Genomic DNA, 21,578 nt, shown 5'->3' with positions numbered 1-21,578 from the left:
CGTGCGTCTGCGTCTGATCGCGGTCGGCTCGCGCATGCCGCGCTGGGTGGAAGAGGGCTGGGCGGAGTACGTCAAGCGCCTGCCCTCGGAGCTGTCCCTGGAACTGGTGGAAATCCCGCTGAACACGCGCGGCAAGAATGCCGACGTGGCGCGGCTGATCCGCCAGGAAGGCGAGGCCATGCTGAGCAAGGTCCAGCCTGGGGAACGCATCGTCACCCTGGAAGTCGAAGGCAAGCCCTGGAGCACCCCCCAGTTGGCGCAGGAACTCGACCGCTGGCGCCTGGACGCGCGCACCGTCAACCTCATGGTCGGCGGGCCGGAAGGCCTGGCGCCGGAGGTCTGCGCGCGCAGTGAGCAGCGCTGGTCGCTGTCGCCGCTGACCCTGCCGCACCCGCTGGTGCGGATCCTGGTCGGCGAGCAGATCTACCGCGCCTGGACGGTTCTGTCCGGGCACCCCTACCACAAGTAGTCGTAGCCGTTTTCGATGCCGCAGCCGATACAGCTCAAGGACCACGAGAAGGACGCCCGACTGGTCCGCGCCCGCGTCATCGTTGGCGGCGTGGCGATCTTCCTGCTCGCCCTGGTGCTGGTGGCGCGCATGTATCACCTGCAGGTGACGCAGTACGACTACCACTCGACGCTGTCGGAGAACAACCGCGTCCACGTGCAGCCGATTCCGCCCAATCGCGGGCTGATCTTCGACCGCAACGGGGTGATCATCGCCGACAACCGTCCCAGTTTCAGCCTGACCATCACCCGCGAGCGCACCGAGAACCTGCAGGACACGCTCAAGACCCTGGTGGACATCCTCGGCCTCACCGAGGAAGACAAGGCCATCTTCGAGAAGCGCATGAAGCAGGGGCGCCGGCCGTTCGAGCCGGTACCGATCATGTTCGAGCTGTCCGAGGAGCAGATTGCCCGTATCGCGGTGAACCAGTACCGCCTGAACGGCGTCGACGTGGCCGCGCAGTTCGTCCGCCATTACCCGTTGGGTGAGCACTTTGCCCACTCGGTCGGCTATGTCGGGCGGATCAACGAGGCGGAGCTGAAGAAGCTCGACCCGGTGGCCTATTCCGGCACCCACCACATCGGCAAGACCGGCGTGGAGAAATTCTACGAGGATGCGCTGCACGGCACGGTGGGTTACGAGGAAGTCGAGACCAACGCCCGTGGCCGCGTGTTGCGCGTGCTCAAGCGCACCGAACCGGTGTCTGGGCGCGATATCGTACTGAGCATCGACAGCAAGTTGCAGGCTGCCGCCGAGGCCGCGCTGGCTGGCCGGCGCGGCGCCATCGTGGCGATCCAGCCGTCTACTGGCGAAGTACTGGCGATGGTCAGCCAGCCAGCCTACGACCCCAACCTGTTCGTCACCGGCATCAGCTTCAAGGATTACGCAGCGCTGCGCGATTCCGAAGACCGCCCGCTGTACAACCGCGTACTGCGCGGCCTGTACCCGCCGGGCTCGACGGTGAAACCCGCAGTGGCTATCGCCGGCCTCGATGCTGGCGTGGTGACTCCGGCGAGTCGCGTGTTCGACCCCGGCTACTACCAATTGCCGAACTACGACCACAAGTACCGCAACTGGAACCGCATGGGCGACGGCTGGGTAACCCTGGAAACCGCGATCATGCGTTCCAACGACACCTACTTCTACGATCTTGCCCACAAGCTGGGTATCGATCGCCTGCACGATTACATGAGCAAGTTCGGCTTCGGCCAGCGCGTCGCCCTGGACATGTATGGTGAAGCCGACGGCCTGATGCCGTCGCGCCAGTGGAAGCGCGCCCTGCGCCGGCAGGCCTGGTTCCCCGGCGAAACCCTGATTCTCGGCATCGGCCAGGGCTATATGCAGTCCACGCCGCTGCAACTGGCGCAGATGACCGCGCTGCTGGCCAACAAGGGCAAGTGGATTCGCCCGCACCTGGCCAAGACCATCGACGGTAAGCCTCCGGTGGACGAGGACCCGATGCCGGATATCCAGCTCAAGGACCCGAACAACTGGAACCTGGTTGACTACGGCATGCAGCAGGTGGTCCACGGTGCCCGCGGGACCGCCCACAAGGTCGGCGCCACGTCGGTCTACCGCATCGCCGGCAAGTCGGGTACTGCGCAGGTGGTAGCGATCAAGCAGGGCGAGAAGTACAACCGTTCCAAGCTGCTCGAGCGTCACCGCGACCACGCCCTGTTCGTTGGCTTCGCTCCTGCGGACAACCCGCAGATCGCCGTGGCGGTAATGGTGGAGAACGGCGAGTCCGGCTCCGGCGTCGCCGCGCCGGTGCTCAAGGCGGTGACCGACGCCTGGCTGCTCGATGAGACCGGCAAGCTCAAACCCGAATACGCACCGCAGGCCACGGCGGAGGCGCCCAAACCATGACCATGAACAGTAATTTCGACCGCACGCTGTCCAGCGAAGATGTCATGAAGCGGCGCTCCAGCCTGCTGCAGCGCCTGCATATCGACGGCCTGCTGCTTCTGCTGCTGGTAACCCTCGGCTCGGTCGGCCTGTTCGTCCTGTATTCCGCCAGCGGCAAGAGCTGGGATCTGCTGATCAAGCAGGCGTCGTCGTTCGGCCTGGGCCTGGGGGCGATGTTCGTACTGGCGCAGATCGAGCCGCGTTTCCTCGCCCGCTGGGTGCCGCTGGGCTACCTGATCGGCGTGGCCTTGCTGGTGGTCGTGGACGTGATGGGCCACAACGCCATGGGCGCTACCCGCTGGATCAACATTCCCGGCGTGATCCGCTTCCAGCCGGCGGAATTCATGAAGCTGCTGATGCCCATGACCATCGCCTGGTACCTGTCCAAGCGCGCCCTGCCGCCTGGCTTCAAGCACAGCGTGGTGGGGCTTGCGCTGATCGTGGTGCCGTTCGTACTGATCCTCAAGCAGCCGGACCTGGGCACCGCCATGCTGGTGCTGGCGTCCGGCTCCTTCGTGCTGTTCGTCGGTGGCCTGCGCTGGCGCTGGATCATCATGGCGGTATCGGCCGCAGTGCCGGTCGCGGTGGGCATGTGGTACTTCGTCATGCACGACTACCAGAAGCAGCGCGTGCTGACCTTCCTCGACCCGGAGAGCGATCCGCTGGGTACCGGCTGGAACATCATCCAGTCAAAAGCGGCCATCGGTTCGGGCGGTGTGTTCGGCAAGGGCTGGCTGCTGGGGACGCAGTCCCATCTGGATTTTTTGCCCGAAAGCCACACGGACTTTATCATTGCTGTGCTCGGCGAAGAGTTCGGACTGGTCGGGGTGTGCCTCCTGCTGGTGCTGTACCTGCTGGTGATCTACCGGGGGCTGGTGATCACGGCGCAGGCGCAGACGCTGTTCGGCAAGTTGCTCGCCGGCAGTATCACCATGACCTTCTTCGTGTATGTCTTCGTCAACATTGGTATGGTCAGCGGATTGTTGCCAGTGGTGGGGGTACCGCTGCCCTTCATTAGTTATGGCGGAACTTCGCTGGTGACCCTGATGTCAGGGTTCGGCGTTTTGATGTCGATTCACACCCACCGGAAGTGGATCGCCCAGGTTTGATGACAAGAGTGAAGAAAGGAATGCAAGTACTGCGCGCCTGGGCTGCCAGGGGGGTGCATTGGGTCGGAATCGCGGGGGCGATCGGCATGTCCGGCGCAGCCCACGCGGGCGACTACGATGGTTCACCCCAGGTCGCCGAGTTCGTCAGCGAGATGACCCGTGACTACGGCTTCGCCGGCGAGCAGCTCATGGGCGTCTTCCACGACGTGGAGCGCAAGCAGTCCATCCTCGACGCCATCTCCCGCCCGGCCGAGCGAGTGAAGACCTGGAAGGAATACCGCCCGATCTTCGTCACCGACGCGCGCATCAACCGCGGCGTGGACTTCTGGAACCAGAATGCCGAGGCACTGGCCCGCGCCGAGCAGGAATACGGCGTGCCGGCCCAGTACATCGTCGCCATCATCGGCGTCGAAACCTTCTTCGGTCGCAACACCGGCAACTTCAGGGTGATGGACGCGCTGTCCACCCTGGGCTTCGATTACCCGCCGCGTGCTGAATTCTTCCGCAAGGAGCTCAAGCAGTTCCTGCTGCTGGCCCGCGAACAGCAGGTCGACCCGCTCACCCTGAACGGCTCCTACGCCGGCGCCATGGGCCTGCCACAGTTCATGCCGAGCAGCTTCCGCGCCTATGCCGTGGACTTCGACGGCGACGGCCACATCAATATCTGGAGCGACCCCACCGATGCCATCGGCAGCGTCGCCAACTACTTCAAGCAGCACGGCTGGCATACCGGCGAGCCGGTGGTGTCGCAGGCGGAAATCGGTACCTCCACCGCCGAAGACGCGCTCACCCAGGGCCTGGAACCGCAGATGAACCTCGGTCAGCTACGCTCCCAGGGCTGGCGAACCCATGACGTGATCCGCGACGACCTGATGGTGACCGCCATGCGCCTGGAAGGCGCGCAGGGCACCGAATACTGGGTCGGCCTGCCGAACTTCTACGTGATCACCCGTTACAACCGCAGCGCCATGTACGCCATGGCGGTCCATCAGCTGGCCGGCGAGATCGCCAAGGCACGAGGTGTCCATTGAGCAAGCGAATCGCAAGTCCCGGCCTCTGGTCGCTGGCCGCCTGCGTTGGCCTGAGCACCGTGTTCCTCGCCAGTTGCACCGGTAACCGCGCGCCGCAACCGCAGCCGCAGGTGAGCAGCGGTATTTCCGGCCCCTACGACTACAACCGTCCGCACCGCGACGGGGCGCCCTGGTGGGATGTCGATGTCTCGCGCATCCCCGATGCCGTGCCGATGCCGCACAACGGGCCGTTCAAGAACAACCCCTACACCGTGCTGGGCAAGACCTACTACCCGCTCAATAACGCCAGTGCCTACAGCGTGACCGGCACGGCGTCCTGGTATGGCACCAAGTTCCATGGCCAGGCCACCGCCAACGGCGAGCAATACGACCTGTACGGCATGACCGCCGCGCACAAGACCCTGCCGCTGCCCAGCTACGTCCGCGTGACCAACCTGGACAACGGCAAGAGCGTCATCGTCCGCGTCAACGACCGCGGCCCATTCTATTCCGACCGGGTGATCGACCTGTCCTTCGCCGCCGCCAAGAAGCTTGGCTATGCCGAGACCGGCACCGCCCACGTCAAGGTCGAAGGCATCGACCCTGACCGCTGGTGGGCCTCCCAGGGCAAGCAGCCGCCGATGATCATGGCCCTGCCGAAGATGGCCTCGCAGCCTGCCTCCGCGCAGCCGCAAGCGGTCGCCATGGCGCAGCCCATCGAAACCTATACCCCGCCACCGGCGCAGCACGCCGCGCCTGTGGCGCCGGTCCAGATCGACTCAAAAAAAAACGCTTCATTACCAGCCGATGGCCTGTATCTCCAGGTGGGTGCCTTCGCCAACCCGGACGCTGCGGAGCTTCTCAAGGAGAAGGTCGGCGGCCTGACGGGGGCGAAATCCTTTATCAGCTCGGTCGTGGTCAACCAGCAGACCTTGTACCGGGTGCGCCTGGGGCCGATCGGAACGCAGGATGAAGCAAGCAGGATGCAGGACAGCATCCGCGTGGCCAACCTTGGCCAACCCAAGCTCGTGCGCCTGGACTGAGATTCCACCGCACGTGCGATAGCGGCACGTTAGAGGCCGCCTCACGAGTTCCCCCGCGGGGGATTGTTTGACCATTAGTGAACCCCAGAGAGACGGATGAACATCTTCAACTTCGCCAAACGCCTGTCCTTGCTCGTGCTGTTCAGCGCCCCCGTGGCCAGCTGGGCAGCAGAAGTCGTTCCCGCCGCCCCGCAGCTCGCGGCCAAGGCCTGGGTGCTGATGGACGGCGCCAGCGGCAACATCCTGGTCGAGAACGCCGGTGACGAGCGCCTGCCGCCCGCCAGCCTGACCAAGCTGATGACCGCCTACATCGCCACCAAGGAAATCGAAGGCGGCCGCATCGCCGAATCCGACCTGGTCACCGTCAGCGAACACGCCTGGCGTACCGGCGGCTCGCGCATGTTCATCAAGGTCGGCTCCCAGGTCTCGGTGAGCGATCTGCTGCACGGCATCATCATCCAGTCCGGCAACGACGCCTCGGTCGCCTTGGCCGAGCACATCGCCGGCAGCGAAGACGCCTTCGCCGACATGATGAACACCACCGCGCAGAAGCTGGGCATGACCAACTCCCACTTCATGGATGCCACTGGCCTGCCCAACCCGGACCACTACTCGTCCGCCAAGGACATGGCCGTCCTGGCCCGCGCCATCATCTACGGCGAGCCGACCCACTACGCCATCTACGCCCAGAAAGAGTTCTTCTGGAACAACATCAAGCAGCCCAACCGCAACCTGCTGCTGTGGCGCGACAAGACCGTCGACGGCTTGAAGACCGGCCACACCGACGAAGCCGGCTACTGCCTGGTGGCCTCCGCCGTGCGCGACGGTCAGCGCATGATCGCCGTCGTGTTCGGCACCAACAGCGAACAGGCTCGCGCTGCCGAGACCCAGAAGCTGCTGACCTATGGCTTCCGCTTCTTCGAATCGCAGACCTTCTACAAGAAGGGCGCCGAGCTGACCAAGGCCATGGTCTGGAAAGGCTCCGATCACGAAGTCAAAGCCGGCCTGTCCGAAGACCTGACCATGACCGTACCGCGCGGTCAGCTCAAGCAGCTGCAGGCCAACATGGTCGTCGAGCCCAACCTGGTGGCGCCGATCCAGCAGGGCCAGGTCATCGGCAAGGTCGAGGTCAAGCTGGGTGACAAAGTTGTCCGCACCTCCGACCTGGTGGCCCTGAATGCCGTGGAAGAGGGTGGTTTCTTCCGTCGCATCTGGGACAGCCTGCGCATGTTCTTCTACGGTCTGTTCAACTGACCGCTCGTCCCGGCCTTGCACTTTTGTATACAAGGCCGGGATTGACCCGCCCGCGCAGTCGCAAACTCGGGTAAAATGCCCGCCTGCGACTGCCCGGTCCCCCTGTGGTCCGGCAGCCGTCGTCCGATCCACCCGGAGCGCCCCCATCCAGGACGCTCATGCGGAGGCGGGCCACCCGCCCGCGATTGCCATGACTGATACCCCTGATACCGTCGATACGACTGAGCAACCCGCGCCGAAGATCGAGTTCCCCTGCGAACGCTATCCGATCAAGGTTATCGGCGACGCCGGCGAAGGCTTCCCCGATCTGGTCATCGAAGTCATCCAGCGCCACGCGCCGGATCTCGACATCACTACCCTGGTCACCCGTGACAGCCGCAACGGCCGCTTCCTGTCCGTGCAGGTGCTGATCACCGCCACTGGCGTCGACCAACTGCAGAACATCCATAAAGACCTGCGCGCCACCGGCCGCGTCCACATGGTGCTCTGATGGGCGAAACGCTGGGCTTTCGTGAGCTGGGTATCCTTCCTTACGAGCCGACCTGGCACGCCATGCAGCGCTTCACCGCCGAGCGCGAAGCCGTCACGCCCGATGAAGTCTGGCTGCTCGAGCACGAGCGGGTATTCACCCAGGGCCAGGCGGGCAAGGCCGAGCACGTGCTGTTCCCCGGCGACATCCCGGTGGTCCAGGTAGATCGCGGCGGCCAGGTGACCTACCACGGCCCCGGCCAGTTGGTGGCCTACCTGATGCTCGACGTGCGCCGCTCCGGTATCGGCGTGCGTGACCTCGTCTCGCGCATCGAGCAGAGCCTCATCGGTCTGCTGGACAGCTACGGCGTCACCGCTGTGTCCAAACCCGACGCTCCGGGCGTCTATGTGGACGGCGCGAAGATCGCATCCCTCGGCCTGCGCATCCGCAATGGCCGCTCCTTCCATGGCCTGGCCCTCAACGTGGACATGGACCTGGAACCCTTTCGACGCATCAATCCCTGCGGATACGCAGGCATGGCCATGACCCAGCTGAGTCAGCTGGCCGGCCCCATCGCATTGGCCGATGTGCGCGAGCGCCTACGTGGCGAACTCGTCGAACGCCTTGGCTACGCGGCACAGAAGACCCTAACGGGCGGGATCTAACCTAGATGAGCACTGTTGTGGAGAATTCCGGCCAGGCCGCCCCGGCCACCAAGCCGGGCAAGGTGGAAGTCGGCGTCAAGCTGCGCGGCGCAGAAAAGGTCGCGCGCATTCCGGTGAAGATCATCCCCACCGACGAACTGCCGAAGAAGCCCGACTGGATTCGCGTGCGCATCCCCGTTTCCCCCGAGGTCGACCGCATCAAGCAACTGCTGCGCAAGCACAAGCTGCACAGCGTCTGTGAGGAGGCCTCCTGCCCGAACCTGGGCGAGTGCTTCTCTGGCGGCACCGCGACCTTCATGATCATGGGTGACATCTGCACCCGTCGCTGCCCGTTCTGCGACGTCGGCCATGGCCGTCCGAAGCCGCTGGATGTCGATGAGCCGACCAACCTCGCCATCGCCATCGCCGACCTGCGCCTGAAGTACGTGGTGATCACCTCGGTAGACCGCGACGACCTGCGTGACGGCGGTGCCCAGCACTTCGCCGATTGCCTGCGCGAAATCCGCAAGCTGTCCCCCGGCGTGCAGCTGGAAACCCTGGTCCCGGACTACCGCGGCCGTATGGACATCGCCCTGGAAATCACCGCCAACGAGCCGCCGGACGTGTTCAACCACAACCTGGAAACCGTCCCGCGGCTGTACAAGTCGTCTCGTCCGGGTTCCGACTTCGAGTGGTCGCTCGACCTGCTGCAGAAGTTCAAGCAGATGGTGCCGCACGTGCCGACCAAGTCCGGCCTGATGCTCGGCCTGGGCGAGACCGACGAGGAAGTCATCGAAGTCATGCATCGCATGCGCGAGCACGACATCGACATGCTGACCCTCGGCCAGTACCTGCAGCCTTCGCGCAACCACCTGCCGGTACAGCGCTTCGTCCACCCGGACACCTTCGCCTGGTTTGCCGAGGAAGGCGCGAAGATGGGCTTCAAGAACGTCGCTTCCGGCCCGCTGGTGCGATCTTCCTACCACGCTGACCAGCAGGCACACGGCCACAAGATCGGCTGATCGCCCCCTCGCTCCACATGAGGCCGCCTCCCGCCAGGGAGGCGGCCTTTTTTGTTTCTCCAGTGTTGCACCTCTGCGGCTTGCAGCCTCCCCGGGACGCTGCACGGCATCTGCTGCACGGGCCAGTCCGGCAATGGTTACGAAAATGCCGCGAAAGGCCTGGGAAAGGCCTCGATGGATTTCGAACAAGAAGTTTCTGACGGCCGCGAGAGACGCCCCCGACAGCGCCCGCGTTTGTCAGTCCGGAGAATGGCCAGCGTCGTTCTCCCACGCTGGGGGGCGACATGTGCCACGGGGGAACAACGATGTGGCTCGATCCCTGGAAGGTGTTCCCCACCCTCCCAGAACACTGCTGAGAAATTCAAATGAAAAAGCTGCTCGTAGCTGCCCTGGTCTCCGCTGCCTCCATCAGCGCATACGCTGCTGACGTCAAAGTCACCTTCGACGGTGAAGTGGTTGACCAGACCTGCAAGATCAACGGTTCCGACCCGATGGTCGACGTCGCTGTCAGCCTGCCGAAGGTTGGTGCGACTTCCTTCAGCGCCAACTCCCGCGTCTCCGGTGCGAAGAAGTTCGACCTCTCCCTGACCGACTGCACCGCCGCGCCGACCCTGCGTTGGGAGCCGCTGCCGAACGTTGACCTGACCTCCGGCAACCTGAAGAACCTGATCGCTGGCGGCTCCAACGTCCAGGTCCAGGTCCTGAACCAGAACCAGCAGGTGATCGACCTGAACAACGACGCTGGCTACGCCGTGACTCTGGACGCTGCCAACAGCGCCACCGTGAGCTACTACGGCCAGTACTACGCCAACGTGCTGCCGGCCACTTCGGGCCTGGTCAACACCTACGGCTACATCACCCTGACCTACTAAGGTCGTGCGGCCATTGCGCCGCATCGGGTGGCTGCAATACCCGTCGGGAGCGCTTTGCTCCCGACGTTCCTTCTCTAAGGTTGGTGTGTGATGGTCAAGCTCTCTTCCAAATCTCTGTGGTTCGCCGGCTGCATGAGTGCAGCTGTCCTGTGGTCCAGCATGGCCAGTGCTGGCATCGTCATCACCGGATCCCGCGTCGTTTATCCCGCCAAGGACAGAGAAGTGACGGTCAAGATGACCAACAACGCGGAAGAGCCTTCGCTGGTTCAGGCCTGGGTCGACAGGGGCGATTCCAAATTGACGCCCGACAAGGCCGATGGCCCATTCCTGATCACTCCTCCCATTACCCGAGTGGAACCGAAAAAGGGCCAGGCATTGCGTCTGGTTTACACCGGTGACGAGGCAGCCTCCAAGAAACAGGAGTCTGTGTTCTGGCTGAACGTACTCGACGTGCCGCCCATGCCCAAGAACAAGGAAGCCAACTTCCTCCAGGTGGCAGTGCGTTCGCGCCTCAAGATTTTCTACCGCCCTGATGATTTGCCGGGCTCTCCCGCCGAGTCTGCTCAAGGGCTGAAGTGGTCGGTTGTGCAGAGCGGCGCCGGTTACGGTGTGAAGGCTACGAACGGTGGTGCCTTCCACGTCTCGCTCTCCACCATCACCGTCCAGACCAATGGCAAGGCTTATCAAGTCAAGCCGGAAGACGTGAAGATGGTCGCCCCTGGAGCCAGCGAAGTATTTCCGCTCCACGACCTGAGCGCAGCCCCTGGTCCTGGAACCCAGGTCGACTACCAGTGGGTAAACGACTGGGGCTCTCCACAAAAGCTTGAAGCCAAGCTCTGAGCATTTGATTTCGCCAGCCCACGGTAAGCGCCGGGGCTGGTGCCGTAAGAGAACCAAATACGTTTCCACCCGGCACACCCGCTCTAGTCAGGGTGTGGATCAGCTCGTCCGCAAGAAGACGGATCAACAGAGAAAACGATTATGGACATCATGCAAGGCACCTTCACCCAGCAACGCACCCCGTTGGCGTCCGCCGTCGCCATGGGTTCGACTTGGCTTCCCGTCGTCATGGGATGCTGCCTGCTGTACGGGGTCTTGCTTACGTTCGGCGCGCCATCCGTCCTGGCGGATGACGAGCCATCGGGAAAGAGAAATTCCAATTCGCTGGAGGTCGCTGAGTTCAACCCCAGCTTCTTCGATCACGGCGGCAGCGTGCCGAGCGTGGATGTATCGCGTTTCGAAAACGGAACCCCCATCGAGCCGGGCGTGTATCGCCTCGACGTGTACGTCAATCAGTCGTGGGTTGGCCGAATGCCCATCAGGGCGGTATCGGAGGGCAGTGGCAAGAGTGCTGTGTCCACCTACTGCATCAAAAGCTCCCAATTCGCGGAGCTGGGTGTCGATGTCAGCAAGCTGCCGCCGGAAAAGCAGAAGCTGATTACCGGCGACTGCGTGGATTTCAACGCGGTAGTGCCCTCTGGCAAGCTGGATATCGACCTCTCCGAGCTATCCGCCAGCATCTCCGTGCCGCAACTGTACCTGGGCCGGCAGGTGCATGGTTATGTCGACCCGTCGGAGTGGGACAGCGGCGTGACTGCCGGCTTCCTCATGTATGACACCAACGTCTACAAGAGTGATAGCCACGGCACTGACTCCACGAACTATTACGCGGGCATCAACGCTGGCGCAAACCTGGGCGAATGGCGGTTGCGTTACAACGGCAGCTACAGCCGCAATGAGACGGACAACAGCAAGTCCACCAGCAACTACAACTCCATCAGCACCTACGCACAGCGCGATGTCACCAGCCTGAAGTCGCAATTCACCGCCGGCCAGTACTACACCGACAGTGCGGTGTTCGATTCCGTGCCGTATACCGGCGTGCAACTGGCCAGTGACGACCGCATGCTGCCCGATTCGCAGCGGGGCTTCGCGCCCAATATCCGCGGGGTGGCGGACACCAACGCGCGGGTGCGGGTGAAGCAGGGCGACAATGTCATTTACGAAACCAGCGTCGCACCCGGTCCGTTCGAGATCAACGACCTCTACAACACGGGTTACTCGGGTGACCTGACAGTGGAGATCACCGAAGCGGATGGCCGGGTGAAGTCGTTCCTGGTCCCGTTCGCCTCGATCAACCAACTGGTGCGTCCGGGCATTTCCCGTTACAGCGTGACGGCAGGCAAGTACCGGGACGACAACCTCGATCGTGAACCCAACTTCGCCCAAGGCACCTACCAGTACGGCATCAACAACTACCTGACTGCCTATACGGGCGGCATTATCGCTGAGGATTACGCGGCCGCGCAGGGCGGCTTGGCGTTGAGCACATCGGTAGGTGCCCTGGCGGCCGACGTGACCCAGTCCAAGGCCAAAGATCTGAACGATAGCCAGTACGGCCTGAAAAAGGACATGAGCGGCCAGAGCTACCGCGTGACCTACAGCAAGCTGCTCGAGCCGACGAATACCAACTTCACCATCGCGGCCTATCGATTCAACAGCGAGAACTACCTGAGCTTCCAGGATTTTGCCCAGGCTTGGGGTACCGATCGCGCGAACAACTACAACCTGTATCGCCAGCGCAACCGTTATCAGCTGGGTATCAACCAGCCGCTCACGGATCGCAGTTCCTTGTACTTCAGTGGTTCGAAGCAGAATTACTGGAACAAGGGCAGCAGTGACACCAGCTTCCAGGGCGGCGTCAATACCGGCTTCAATTGGGGGTCGATGTCGCTGTCGGCCTCGCGTACCAGCAACCAGGACGGCGAATACGACAATACCTATATGCTCAGTGTGACCGTTCCCATTGGGTTGGGTAACCGTCACCCAATGTCGTTGACCAGTAACGTCAACTTTACCGACGGCAAGAACAACAGCATCCAGACCAGCCTGAATGGCTCGGCAGGTGACGACAACCAGATTGCCTACGGTATTTATGGGTCCGGTAACAAGTATGACGGTGACCGTACCTACAACAGTGGCGCAAACCTTTCCTACAGCGCGCCGGAAGCCATTTACAACGCCAACTTCAGTACGGGGGACGGATACAAGCAAGTTGGCTTGGGCGCTCGCGGGTCGGTGGTCGCGCATCCCGGCGGCATCAACTTCTCGCAGAACCAGAGCGAAACCATGGCGGTCGTCGAGGCCAAAGGTGCCGAAGGCGCATCCATCAGCACCAACGTCGGCGCCAAGGTTGCCAGCAACGGGTATGCCGTCGTAGGCGGGCTGACACCGTACCGGCGTAACGACATTGACCTGGATCCGAAAGGGACTTCCAAGGATGTCGAACTGGAAGTTACCTCTCAACAGACAGCTCCGCGCTATGGCTCGGTGGTCATGTTGAAGTATTCCACTATCACCGGTGCGCCCGTCCTCATGCAGGTGGTGCGCGATAGTGGGGAGGCCATTCCCATGGGCGCCGAAGTATTGGATGCGAAAGGCAACAATCTTTCCATGGTGGGTCAAGGCGGCAGGATATTCCTGCGGGGTCTGGAGCCGAAGGGCCAATTGTTCGTCAAGTGGGGGGATGGCTCGGGGCAACGTTGCCAGATCGATTACTCGCTGCCAGCTCAGAGCGATGAAAAGCTCCCCTTCATGAAGGTGAGTTCGACCTGCCAGGCGATTCTGGATGCACCTAAAGTTGCCGGGCGCTAATTACTGATCGTAATTGTCTGAATTATTAATTCGGAAGTGGGTGTTTAATGGGTTTGCATGAGCTATATGGGAAGAAGTGGTGGTTCAGCGATACGCTGCTGTTGGTAGTCCTTGTCTGTTCGATTGTAGTTCTCATGTCGGGCAAAGCAATGGCTGCGGCAACCTGTAGTGGTAATCCAGCAGCGGATACGTTCAATTTCCCACCGGTAATCTCCGTGCCTCGTGATAGTACACAAGTGACGGCCCTCACAGGTTGGGTTGCAGGACCATCATCTACTAATTGGTGGAGTTGCAATGTTTCGAGTTCTACTCCAACCGGTGTGGCATTCTATCAGCCGACAGACACAGGTACGACCTATGTGGATGGGGGGACTACATACAAGGTTTTTAAGACTGATAAGGACGGTGTTGGGTTTATATTAAAGTATAATGTTTATGCAAATGGTTGTGGATGGAGCGGTTGGTTCCCTTTGATAGGTAGTACAACCTACATGTATAGAAGTTGTAACGCGAATGGGTCGGTTACAAATGGCGGGCAGGCTCAAATTCGTCTCGTTCAGTATGGGCAGATTACTGCGGGAATTTTGGCGGGGGGGAATTGACTCGCGCGCTCACCTATATCAATGGTGGCTATGGAACTCAAGGCGGCCCCAAACAATTTCTGACATCATCGGTACAGTTCAACGTACTGATGTGCCAAGTGGACTCTGTGGATCTGCAATTGGCCGACTCGTATGTGTGGGACTACGCCTCGACGACCGAGGTGAAGAAGAAGCCGCTACAGATCCAGGTCAAGAATTGCCCATCGGGCATGAATGTTATTCGCTACGAACTGGACCCCATTGGCGCGAACATCATCAGTTCTACAAACGGTACTTTCAACAACCAATCCGGTTCAGGAATGGCTGGTGGGGTGGGGATTCGGATCACCGATAGTACCGGCACCAACCCGATTAAGTTTGCAGACTCCAGCTATACGTTGGCGGGCTACAGTCCGACCAGTGGGAACTCCATGTTGCCGATCAACCTGAATGTGGCTTATTACAGAACTGGCACTGCGGCGCAAGTAACACCTGGGAAAGTGGTCGGACTTGTCCAGTTGACGATGCTTTATCTTTAATACGAAGAATTCAAGAAAGGTGAGGTTGATATGAATAAAATTCTTGCTACTGCTGGGGTGCTTTGCTGCGCCGCTAACGTATACGCGGCAACACCGGATGCGCAAATCAATATTACTGGTAAGGTTATCGACGGAACTTGCACTATTGCAGGCACCGGAAGTGCCCCGACTCAGATCAACGTACCGCTGAGCTCGGTCATGAGCAGTGATTTTGCGGCGACGGGCGCGCTGAGCAAGAACCAGAAGTCGTTCAATATCGTATTGACCAACTGCCCGACGGCCACCACCACGATGAAGTGGGACGCGGCCGTGAATGTCGATGCGGCTGCCGGTACGCTGAAGAACACCAATACGAGCGGCACCAGCGCGCAGATTCAGTTGTTCAAGAGTGATGGCACTACTGCCGTCAACCTGGCGACCGATCCGGGCGTCAGCTTCACCACCACCAGCCAGACGTTCACCTATGTGGCCAAGTACTATGCCAAGGCGCTGCCGGTGACTGGCGGAGATCTCTCGACATTTACCTACCTGTACCTCACGTACAATTGACCTATTGGTGCGCGTCGATAAGCCAGGTGAAAAAGGGCCCTTTCAAGGGCCCTTTTTTTGCGCTTTTCAATTGCGCAGACGCTCCAGCAGTGCCTGGGTCGGATAACCGTCGGCAGGCCAATGGATGGCTGCCTGATAGGCGCGAATCGCTTGCCGCGTGTTGGCACCGATGATGCCGTCCAGGGTGCCTAGGGCGTACCCGTGTTCCATCAGTTTCTGCTGGAGTTCGATACGTTCGCTCCGGCTGAGCGGGCGCTCATCCACCGGCCATTGCCCGATTAACTGGCCACCGCCCTTGAAACTGTCGGCCAAGAGGCCGACTGCCAGGGCATAAGAGGTGGAGTTGTTGTAGGTGAGGATGGCTCGGAAGTTATCCGTCACCAGGAATGCAGGGCCGCGATAACCTGCCGGAATCAGCAGCGAGGCGTCGCCTGCTGGGTCGATGGGGAGATTGCCGTTCACGGGCTGTACCCCCAGGCGTCGCCATTGCGCGATGGGTTTGCGGATGCTCATGTCGGCTTGAGCGTAGTCGAAACCTTCGGGTAGCCGGACCTCGAATCCCCAGGTGCGACCGGGCTGCCAGCCCGACACGTGCAGGTAATTGGCCGTCGAGGCCAGGGCGTCTTCTGATGAGCCCCAGATATCACGGCGACCGTCGCCATCAAAATCCACCGCATACCGGTTGTAGGTGGTGGGAATGAACTGGGTCTGCCCCATGGCGCCTGCCCAGGAGCCGATCATGTTGCGCGCCGGCACATCGCCATGCTGCAGGATCTGCAGGGCGGCAATCAGTTGATCCCGGCCGAAGTCAGGACGACGTCCCTCATAGGCCAAGGTGGCGAGTGAGCGTATGACGTTCTTGCTACCCATCTGCTGGCCGAAGTTGCTTTCCATGCCCCAGATCGCTACCACCGTTGCGCGGTCGACGCCGTAGGTGGTCTCGATACGTTGCAGCACCTCGGCGTTTTCCAGCGAGCGGGCCTGGCCGTTATGCACTCGCGCGGCGGAAACGGCGCTCTCCAGATACTGCCACACGGGGCGAGTGAATTCGGGCTGGCTACGGTCGGCGGTGACAACTGAGTCATCCGGCTCGATGCCTTCGAACGCGGCGTCGAAGGTTTGTGCGCTGATGCCTGCGGCCAGCGCCTGCGCGCGGAAGCCGTCACGCCATTGTTCGAAGCTTTGTGTCGGCTGTACCTGAGCGACGGTCGCGCCTTTGGGGGGCGGCTCTGTGCAGGAGGTCAGCAGACCGAAGGAGATCACGGAGAGGGTGACGGCGAGCAGGCAGCGTTGGCCGACAACAGATGAAACAGGCGTGCGCATTGCTCTCCTCAAGTACTGGCAGGTGAGGGGCCACCTTAGCATGGCCTCCGTGACGCGTCTGCGATGGGCAGAAGCGCCGGGTGTGCAGATTCGATGGCGTGGATGCGGGAAAATTCCCGCTGCGGATGGATCCCCGTCGAACGGCGCGCCTGGGAGTGCCTGTGCACAGGATAACGTCGGTTATTGCCTGGATTCGCCGCCGGTTTCCTGGTCGACCTTTGGTGCGCTCTGGTCGAGCTCCTTGAGCATGTCGTCGTAGGCGGCGCAGTCGTCGGGACGCTGTTCGCTGGAGCGGGACTTTTTCATTTCCGCGAGCTTTTCATTGAGCTTCTGTGCGCGCTGGGGATCGCTGCGAGTCACTTCGGTGACTTTGGCGGCGACTTGCTTGCCCTTGGCTTCGGCTTCCTGGTCGGAGCAGAACGCATGGGCTGAGAGGCTGAAGGGGAGGGCGAGGATGGCAACGATCAGGGGGGCTTTCATGGTGGGACCTCCAGGGCTTGGCTGTCCGGTTGAAAGCGAAAGGGCGGGGGTGGTTCAGGTTTTCTGACGTTTCAGGCCGCCAGAAGCGAAGAAGCCTCCCAATTTCGGGAGGCTTCGCGGCGGTAGCTGCCTTTGCCTTTGAGCGGCTGTTCCTGGCGGCTGCGGAACAGTGGTTGTGCGACCAGTGACTTGGCCTTGTTTGGCCGTTTGGATTTCTTCGCCATCTGTCTTTCCTCGTCTGGCTTGCCTCGTGGGGCCGGCCCTGTGCCGGCGCGCGCATCTTCCGCCTAACTGGGACGCTTGTCCATGCCGCTGATCAACCGGCGGGCGGGCCAAGGTCGGTGGCTGTCGTTCAGGGCTACGCTGGACGACGGACCTTTCTGACATTGCGGACAAGAACGAGGAAAAGGGCGATGAAGTTTCTCTGCATGATTTATTTCGATGAGCGCAAGGCGGCAGAGCTGCCAGAGGCCGAGCTGCGAGGCATCGTCGATGAGTGTATGACCTATAGCGAGCAGTTGCGGCGCAGCGGCAATTACATCGCGGCCAACGCGTTGCTGCCGACGTCAACCGGGCGGACGTTACGTGGGCAAGGCGAAAAGCTCGCGGTGACCGACGGTCCTTTTGCTGAGACGCGGGAACAGTTGGGCGGCTTCTACCTGATTGAGGCGCAAAGCCTCGAGGAAGCCGAGCGGATTGCCGCGAAGATCCCGCCGGGGCGGCTGGGCTGCGTGGAAGTTCGCCAGGTGCGGGAGTGGGAGTGATTTGGCTCGTGCGTCCGGGGCGTGTGGTTCGCGAACAGGCCTGCTCCCACACTGTGCCGGTGGTGTAGGAGCGGACTCCGGCCGCGATGGACCCGCATAGCGCCGGTTAGTCATCGCGGACAAAGTCCGCTCCTACGTGAAAGTTCTGCGCTCGGTTGGCCCTCCCCCCAGCCCTCTCCCTGAGAGAGAGGGCTGGGGTGAGGGGGATGAATGGGTACGGACTCCCCCAGAAAAAAACAGTGGCTCCTACGCGATGGAGAATAGGGCGCTGGGTAGCAGAGGCCACGTTACGAGGCGAAGCGTGCGAGTTTGAGTCTTCGGAGCAATGAATTCTCCTGACTTCTCTCAGCCTTGAGAACCTTCGTGCGCGCTCGCCATATTCCGTTTGTCACGCTCAACTCCGCGACCCGGCATCTATTCAGGCACTTCCTCCCGCTGATGTGGGCGCTGCATTGGCTGGCCGTGCGGTGCGTGTTGATGCTTGGCTGCCTGGAGTAACTGCGCCAGGGATTCATCGAACCCGGCCTGCGGCGGATTGTCGCTATTTCTGTAACAGATCTTTTCAGGTGCGCCACTGTGGCTTGCTTTCGGGCTCGGTTAGTTTGGTAGCTGACTAACTATTGCCTCGGTGAGCAGGGACGGCGACGCCATGGCTGGAGATGTGTCATGCAGCAATGGTCCCCTACCCAGCGCAATGTGGTGATCGCCTCGGTGCTCGCCTGGACGCTGGATGCCTTCGATTTCTTCCTGCTGGTCTTCGTCCTCACCGATATCGCCCAGACCTTCCACGTCGACCTGCCGCAGGTGTCGCTGGCGATCCTGCTGACCCTGGCGGTGCGGCCCATCGGCGCGTTGCTGTTCGGGCGCGCGGCCGAACGCTACGGGCGGCGACCGGTGTTGATGATCAATATCCTGATCTACTCGTTGCTCGAACTCGCCTCGGCTTTTTCGCCGAACCTGACGACCTTCCTGATCCTGCGGGTGGTGTACGGCGTGGCCATGGGCGGCATCTGGGGCGTGGCTTCGTCGCTGGCGATGGAGACCATTCCCGAGCGCTCGCGGGGCATGGTGTCGGGGTTGTTCCAGGCCGGCTATCCGGCGGGCTACCTGATCGCGTCGATCATCTACGGCCTGTTCTTCGAGGTGCTGGGCTGGCGCGGGATGTTCATCGTCGGATGCCTGCCGGTAGTGCTGGTGGTGTTCATCTGGTTCAAGGTGCCGGAGTCGCCGATCTGGCAGGCGGCGCGTGAGCGCAAGGAATCGACGCCGTTGTGGCCGGTGCTGCGCAGCCAGTGGAAGCTGTGCCTGTATGCGGTGTTGCTGATGGCCTGCTTCAACTTCTTCAGCCATGGCACGCAGGACCTGTACCCGACCTTCCTCAAGGTGCAGCAGGGGTTCGATACGCACACGGTCAGCCTGATCGCAGTGGCCTACAACATCGCGGCGATCCTGGGCGGGATTCTGTTCGGTAGCCTTTCCGAGCGCATCGGGCGGAAGAGGGCGATCATCTGCGGTTCGTTGCTGGCGCTACCGGTGCTGCCGTTGTGGGCCTTCAGTCATGGTGCGGTGGCGCTGGGCATAGGGGCCTTCCTCATGCAGTTCATGGTGCAGGGCGCCTGGGGTGTGATTCCGGCGTACCTCAATGAACTGGCGCCGGTGGGTACGCGGGCGGTATTGCCGGGATTTGTCTACCAGCTGGGCAACCTGGTCGCGTCAGTGAATGCACCGCTACAGGCGGAGATAGCCAAGAGCTACAGCTATGGCACGGCGATGGCCATGGTCGCCGGCGTGGTGGCGGTGCTCATCTGCCTGCTGATCAGTACCGGTCGCGATACCCGCGGTGTGGCCTTGGATCGGGCGGAGGGGCAGGCGCGCCGGGCAGTGCCGGCGCGGTCCTGAAGCTCCGGGCGCTGTGCAGGTTCGCGAGCAAGCTCGCTCCGACGGGTGCAGGTTCCGAGTCTGGTGTGTTAGGGCGAAGGCCTGACTGGGTGGGGAGCATCGCGGACGGAGTCCGCTCCTACCCGAGGTTCGAGGACGGAGCGAGGCTTGTTGGTGTGAGCGCCGGCTTGATCGTTGCGTAGGAGCGGACCCCGTCCGCGATGACTCACCGGTTGGCCTCACAGCGACACGGTGGAAACCGAAATCAGGCCGAAGGCAGACTGATCCGCTGGCCGGCAACCAGCAAGGCGAGGCGAGCGAGGCTGTTCCAGACGTTACCGGGGGCCTGGCCCTTGATTTGCGCGTCGATCAGTTGGGCGTCCTGCAGCATCTGGTTCCAGCGCTGCGCAGTGTGGCGCTGCAGTGCCTTGCTCATCAGCGGGCGGCGCTTATCCCAAATGGGCGGGCGGGCCTGGCTGAATGCCTTGTCCAGTGGAACACCCTGGCTGAACTGCTGGGCGAGGCTGGCAAGTACACGGATTTCCCGGGCCAGGGCCCAGAGGATCACCGGCGGCTCTACGCCTTCGCCGCGCAGGCCCTCGAGCATGCGCAGGCAATGGGCGGCTTCGCCGTTCAGGGCAGCATCGATCAGGCCGAAGACATCGAAGCGGGCGCTGTCAGCCACCGCCGCCTGAACGGTATCGGCGTCGATCTGCTGGCCATCGGCGAGCAACTTGAGCTTTTCGATTTCCTGGGCGGCGGCCAGCAGGTTCCCTTCGACGCGGGCGGCGATCAGATCCACTGCTTCCTGGCTGGCGGCGAGGCCGGCCTGGGAAAGGCGCTGGCGAATCCATTGCGGCAACTGGTGAACATCGATGGGCCAGATCTGGATGAACTGGGCGACATCACCGTCGATCAGGGCCTTGGCCCATTTGGTCTTCTGTGTGCTGCCATCGAGCTTGGGCAGGCTGACCAGCAGGACGGTGTCTTCCGGCGGGCGCTGCAGGTATTCCTGGAGGATCGCCGCGCCTTTATCACCGGGCTTGCCGGAGGGCAGGCGCAGCTCGATCAGGCGCTTCTCGGCAAACAGCGAGAGGCTGGCGCCGGCTTCCAGCAGTTGGCCCCAGTCGAAGTTGGCCTCGGCGTTGAATACCTGGCGCTCGCCGAAGTCTTGCTGGCGGCAGGCGGCACGGATGGCGTCGCACGCTTCCTGGCAGAGTAGCGGTTCGTCGCCGCTGACCACATAGACGGGCGCGAGCTTGCCTTGCAGGTGCTTGGCGAGTTGTCCGGGATTTAGCTTCATGATGAAGCAGGGGCCGGTTTGGCCGGCCCCTGTCTCTTACTGCGCTTTCGGGAATTCGATCGGCGACTGCTGCGGCTCGGCCTTGCGGGCCTCGTCCGCGGCCTTCATCGCATCAGCTTCGGCCTTGGCCTTGGCTTCTGCCTTGGCTTGCAGGTCTTCCAGCTGGGCCGGGGTGATCATCTGCAGGCGCATGGACATCTGCTGGACCAGGTCGCGGCGCATTTCGTTGCGGATCTGCGTGGCTTCCTGGTCGGAACCGATCAGGTTGTTCTCGTCCTGCACGTAAACCTTGCGCACCTGGACCTGGCCATTGAGCAGCAACAGGTTATCGCTACCGCGGATTTCGTAATCCAGGGTGTTGGTCAGCTGGTTCTCCGCACTGCGCGCAGAGCTGGTGTAGCTGACGGTACGGCTGGTCACGTCCTCGCGGGCGAGGATGAGGTGGTAGGGAGCACGGGATACGACCTTGACTCCACTGCCTTCGAGCACCTGCTGGAGTTGCTTGACGGTGTCGCCGTAGGCATTGCGTGCGCTCAGATCGATCTCCTTGAGCGCAAAGTTCGTATCGCCCATGCCGCGCAGGTGGAAACCGCACGCGGTCAGAACGCTGGCCAGGCCGATCAGCGCGAGGCTGGTCAGGATACGTTTCATCAAGCTTCCCTCATTCCTGT

The 21,578-nt window shown here is 61.9% G+C and carries 21 protein-coding genes; 16 read left to right on the top strand and 5 right to left on the bottom strand.

Going from position 1 to position 21,578, the window contains the following annotated elements:
* The first annotated feature begins 1 nt into the window (after position 1).
* From rlmH to AC2T4A_RS00975, 14 genes are all read left to right on the top strand, one after another.
* On the top strand, positions 2-469 hold the full coding sequence (gene rlmH, locus AC2T4A_RS01040; protein WP_015475414.1) for a 23S rRNA (pseudouridine(1915)-N(3))-methyltransferase RlmH: 468 nt from the start codon (positions 2-4) through the stop codon (positions 467-469).
* Between the two features lie 15 nt (positions 470-484).
* The gene (gene mrdA / locus AC2T4A_RS01035) at positions 485-2,374 is read left to right on the top strand and encodes a penicillin-binding protein 2 (protein ID WP_486742562.1); all 1,890 of its coding nucleotides are present in this window, start codon (positions 485-487) and stop codon (positions 2,372-2,374) included.
* A 44-nt stretch (positions 2,375-2,418) separates the two neighbouring features.
* Positions 2,419-3,522, top strand: coding sequence for a rod shape-determining protein RodA (gene rodA, locus AC2T4A_RS01030; protein ID WP_416746467.1), 1,104 nt, complete (start codon positions 2,419-2,421; stop codon positions 3,520-3,522).
* Between the two features lie 8 nt (positions 3,523-3,530).
* The gene (mltB, locus tag AC2T4A_RS01025) at positions 3,531-4,553 is read left to right on the top strand and encodes a lytic murein transglycosylase B (protein ID WP_416746280.1); all 1,023 of its coding nucleotides are present in this window, start codon (positions 3,531-3,533) and stop codon (positions 4,551-4,553) included.
* Positions 4,550-5,575 carry a septal ring lytic transglycosylase RlpA family protein gene (locus tag AC2T4A_RS01020; RefSeq protein ID WP_486742561.1) on the top strand — a complete coding sequence of 342 codons (1,026 nt, stop codon included), beginning with the start codon at positions 4,550-4,552 and terminating at the stop codon, positions 5,573-5,575. The genes mltB and AC2T4A_RS01020 overlap by 4 nt, the downstream gene beginning before the upstream one ends.
* Before the next feature lie 96 nt (positions 5,576-5,671).
* Positions 5,672-6,829, top strand: coding sequence for a D-alanyl-D-alanine carboxypeptidase family protein (locus AC2T4A_RS01015; RefSeq protein ID WP_416746276.1), 1,158 nt, complete (start codon positions 5,672-5,674; stop codon positions 6,827-6,829).
* 190 nt (positions 6,830-7,019) lie between these two features.
* A complete protein-coding gene (locus AC2T4A_RS01010) occupies positions 7,020-7,319 on the top strand; it encodes a DUF493 domain-containing protein (protein WP_416746274.1) in 300 nt (99 codons plus the stop codon).
* Positions 7,319-7,963 carry a lipoyl(octanoyl) transferase LipB gene (gene lipB / locus AC2T4A_RS01005; protein WP_325436598.1) on the top strand — a complete coding sequence of 215 codons (645 nt, stop codon included), beginning with the start codon at positions 7,319-7,321 and terminating at the stop codon, positions 7,961-7,963. The genes AC2T4A_RS01010 and lipB overlap by 1 nt, the downstream gene beginning before the upstream one ends.
* Before the next feature lie 5 nt (positions 7,964-7,968).
* Positions 7,969-8,964, top strand: coding sequence for a lipoyl synthase (gene lipA, locus AC2T4A_RS01000; protein ID WP_416746271.1), 996 nt, complete (start codon positions 7,969-7,971; stop codon positions 8,962-8,964).
* A gap of 365 nt (positions 8,965-9,329) precedes the next feature.
* Positions 9,330-9,836 carry a fimbrial protein gene (locus AC2T4A_RS00995; RefSeq protein WP_486742560.1) on the top strand — a complete coding sequence of 169 codons (507 nt, stop codon included), beginning with the start codon at positions 9,330-9,332 and terminating at the stop codon, positions 9,834-9,836.
* A gap of 90 nt (positions 9,837-9,926) precedes the next feature.
* The gene (locus tag AC2T4A_RS00990) at positions 9,927-10,676 is read left to right on the top strand and encodes a fimbrial biogenesis chaperone (RefSeq protein ID WP_486742559.1); all 750 of its coding nucleotides are present in this window, start codon (positions 9,927-9,929) and stop codon (positions 10,674-10,676) included.
* 141 nt (positions 10,677-10,817) lie between these two features.
* Positions 10,818-13,490: a fimbria/pilus outer membrane usher protein gene (locus AC2T4A_RS00985; protein WP_478378496.1), complete on the top strand. Its 2,673-nt coding sequence runs from the start codon at positions 10,818-10,820 to the stop codon at positions 13,488-13,490.
* A gap of 598 nt (positions 13,491-14,088) precedes the next feature.
* Complete coding sequence (locus AC2T4A_RS00980; protein ID WP_486742558.1) at positions 14,089-14,610, top strand: fimbrial protein; 522 nt, start codon at positions 14,089-14,091, stop codon at positions 14,608-14,610.
* Positions 14,611-14,640: 30 nt separating this feature from the next.
* Positions 14,641-15,159 carry a fimbrial protein gene (locus AC2T4A_RS00975; RefSeq protein WP_478378498.1) on the top strand — a complete coding sequence of 173 codons (519 nt, stop codon included), beginning with the start codon at positions 14,641-14,643 and terminating at the stop codon, positions 15,157-15,159.
* Positions 15,160-15,225: 66 nt separating this feature from the next.
* Here the strand turns inward: AC2T4A_RS00975 and AC2T4A_RS00970 are convergent, their stop codons facing one another.
* The 3 genes from AC2T4A_RS00970 to arfA form a co-directional block, all read right to left on the bottom strand.
* Positions 15,226-16,482, bottom strand: a complete 1,257-nt coding sequence (locus AC2T4A_RS00970) for a lytic murein transglycosylase (RefSeq protein WP_486742557.1) — start codon at positions 16,480-16,482, stop codon at positions 15,226-15,228.
* A gap of 180 nt (positions 16,483-16,662) precedes the next feature.
* Positions 16,663-16,962, bottom strand: coding sequence for a hypothetical protein (locus tag AC2T4A_RS00965; RefSeq protein WP_478378500.1), 300 nt, complete (start codon positions 16,960-16,962; stop codon positions 16,663-16,665).
* 71 nt (positions 16,963-17,033) lie between these two features.
* Complete coding sequence (gene arfA, locus AC2T4A_RS00960; RefSeq protein ID WP_045215115.1) at positions 17,034-17,186, bottom strand: alternative ribosome rescue factor ArfA; 153 nt, start codon at positions 17,184-17,186, stop codon at positions 17,034-17,036.
* 189 nt (positions 17,187-17,375) lie between these two features.
* On the opposite strand from arfA, the gene AC2T4A_RS00955 reads away from it, so the two are divergent.
* Together AC2T4A_RS00955 and AC2T4A_RS00950 are read left to right on the top strand one after the other, a co-directional pair.
* Positions 17,376-17,726, top strand: a complete 351-nt coding sequence (locus AC2T4A_RS00955; protein WP_416746255.1) for a YciI family protein — start codon at positions 17,376-17,378, stop codon at positions 17,724-17,726.
* Positions 17,727-18,392: 666 nt separating this feature from the next.
* Positions 18,393-19,625: an MFS transporter gene (locus tag AC2T4A_RS00950; protein ID WP_486742556.1), complete on the top strand. Its 1,233-nt coding sequence runs from the start codon at positions 18,393-18,395 to the stop codon at positions 19,623-19,625.
* Between the two features lie 244 nt (positions 19,626-19,869).
* Here AC2T4A_RS00950 and holA read toward each other — a convergent pair whose 3' ends face one another.
* Positions 19,870-20,907 carry a DNA polymerase III subunit delta gene (gene holA, locus AC2T4A_RS00945; protein ID WP_416746251.1) on the bottom strand — a complete coding sequence of 346 codons (1,038 nt, stop codon included), beginning with the start codon at positions 20,905-20,907 and terminating at the stop codon, positions 19,870-19,872.
* 36 nt (positions 20,908-20,943) lie between these two features.
* Positions 20,944-21,558 carry an LPS-assembly lipoprotein LptE gene (locus AC2T4A_RS00940; protein WP_416746249.1) on the bottom strand — a complete coding sequence of 205 codons (615 nt, stop codon included), beginning with the start codon at positions 21,556-21,558 and terminating at the stop codon, positions 20,944-20,946.
* Between the last annotated feature and the right edge of the window lie 20 nt (positions 21,559-21,578).

This window comes from Pseudomonas sp. PVC-3-1 (assembly GCF_057444315.1).
The sequence above is the reverse complement of the archived record's forward strand: the minus strand, read 5'-3'. Positions and strand labels throughout refer to the sequence as shown.

What these genes read in the sequence shown, in the direction of transcription:
- mrdA (WP_486742562.1), top strand. Translation starts at nt 485, where the DNA reads ATGCCGCAGCCGATACAGCTCAAGGACCACGAGAAGGACGCCCGACTG.
- rodA (WP_416746467.1), top strand. Translation starts at nt 2,419, where the DNA reads ATGAAGCGGCGCTCCAGCCTGCTGCAGCGCCTGCATATCGACGGCCTG.
- AC2T4A_RS01015 (WP_416746276.1), top strand. Translation starts at nt 5,672, where the DNA reads ATGAACATCTTCAACTTCGCCAAACGCCTGTCCTTGCTCGTGCTGTTC.
- AC2T4A_RS01010 (WP_416746274.1), top strand. Translation starts at nt 7,020, where the DNA reads ATGACTGATACCCCTGATACCGTCGATACGACTGAGCAACCCGCGCCG.
- lipB (WP_325436598.1), top strand. Translation starts at nt 7,319, where the DNA reads ATGGGCGAAACGCTGGGCTTTCGTGAGCTGGGTATCCTTCCTTACGAG.
- lipA (WP_416746271.1), top strand. Translation starts at nt 7,969, where the DNA reads ATGAGCACTGTTGTGGAGAATTCCGGCCAGGCCGCCCCGGCCACCAAG.
- AC2T4A_RS00995 (WP_486742560.1), top strand. Translation starts at nt 9,330, where the DNA reads ATGAAAAAGCTGCTCGTAGCTGCCCTGGTCTCCGCTGCCTCCATCAGC.
- AC2T4A_RS00990 (WP_486742559.1), top strand. Translation starts at nt 9,927, where the DNA reads ATGGTCAAGCTCTCTTCCAAATCTCTGTGGTTCGCCGGCTGCATGAGT.
- AC2T4A_RS00985 (WP_478378496.1), top strand. Translation starts at nt 10,818, where the DNA reads ATGGACATCATGCAAGGCACCTTCACCCAGCAACGCACCCCGTTGGCG.
- AC2T4A_RS00975 (WP_478378498.1), top strand. Translation starts at nt 14,641, where the DNA reads ATGAATAAAATTCTTGCTACTGCTGGGGTGCTTTGCTGCGCCGCTAAC.
- AC2T4A_RS00970 (WP_486742557.1), bottom strand. Translation starts at nt 16,482, where the DNA reads ATGCGCACGCCTGTTTCATCTGTTGTCGGCCAACGCTGCCTGCTCGCC.
- AC2T4A_RS00965 (WP_478378500.1), bottom strand. Translation starts at nt 16,962, where the DNA reads ATGAAAGCCCCCCTGATCGTTGCCATCCTCGCCCTCCCCTTCAGCCTC.
- arfA (WP_045215115.1), bottom strand. Translation starts at nt 17,186, where the DNA reads ATGGCGAAGAAATCCAAACGGCCAAACAAGGCCAAGTCACTGGTCGCA.
- AC2T4A_RS00955 (WP_416746255.1), top strand. Translation starts at nt 17,376, where the DNA reads ATGAAGTTTCTCTGCATGATTTATTTCGATGAGCGCAAGGCGGCAGAG.
- AC2T4A_RS00950 (WP_486742556.1), top strand. Translation starts at nt 18,393, where the DNA reads ATGCAGCAATGGTCCCCTACCCAGCGCAATGTGGTGATCGCCTCGGTG.
- holA (WP_416746251.1), bottom strand. Translation starts at nt 20,907, where the DNA reads ATGAAGCTAAATCCCGGACAACTCGCCAAGCACCTGCAAGGCAAGCTC.
- AC2T4A_RS00940 (WP_416746249.1), bottom strand. Translation starts at nt 21,558, where the DNA reads ATGAAACGTATCCTGACCAGCCTCGCGCTGATCGGCCTGGCCAGCGTT.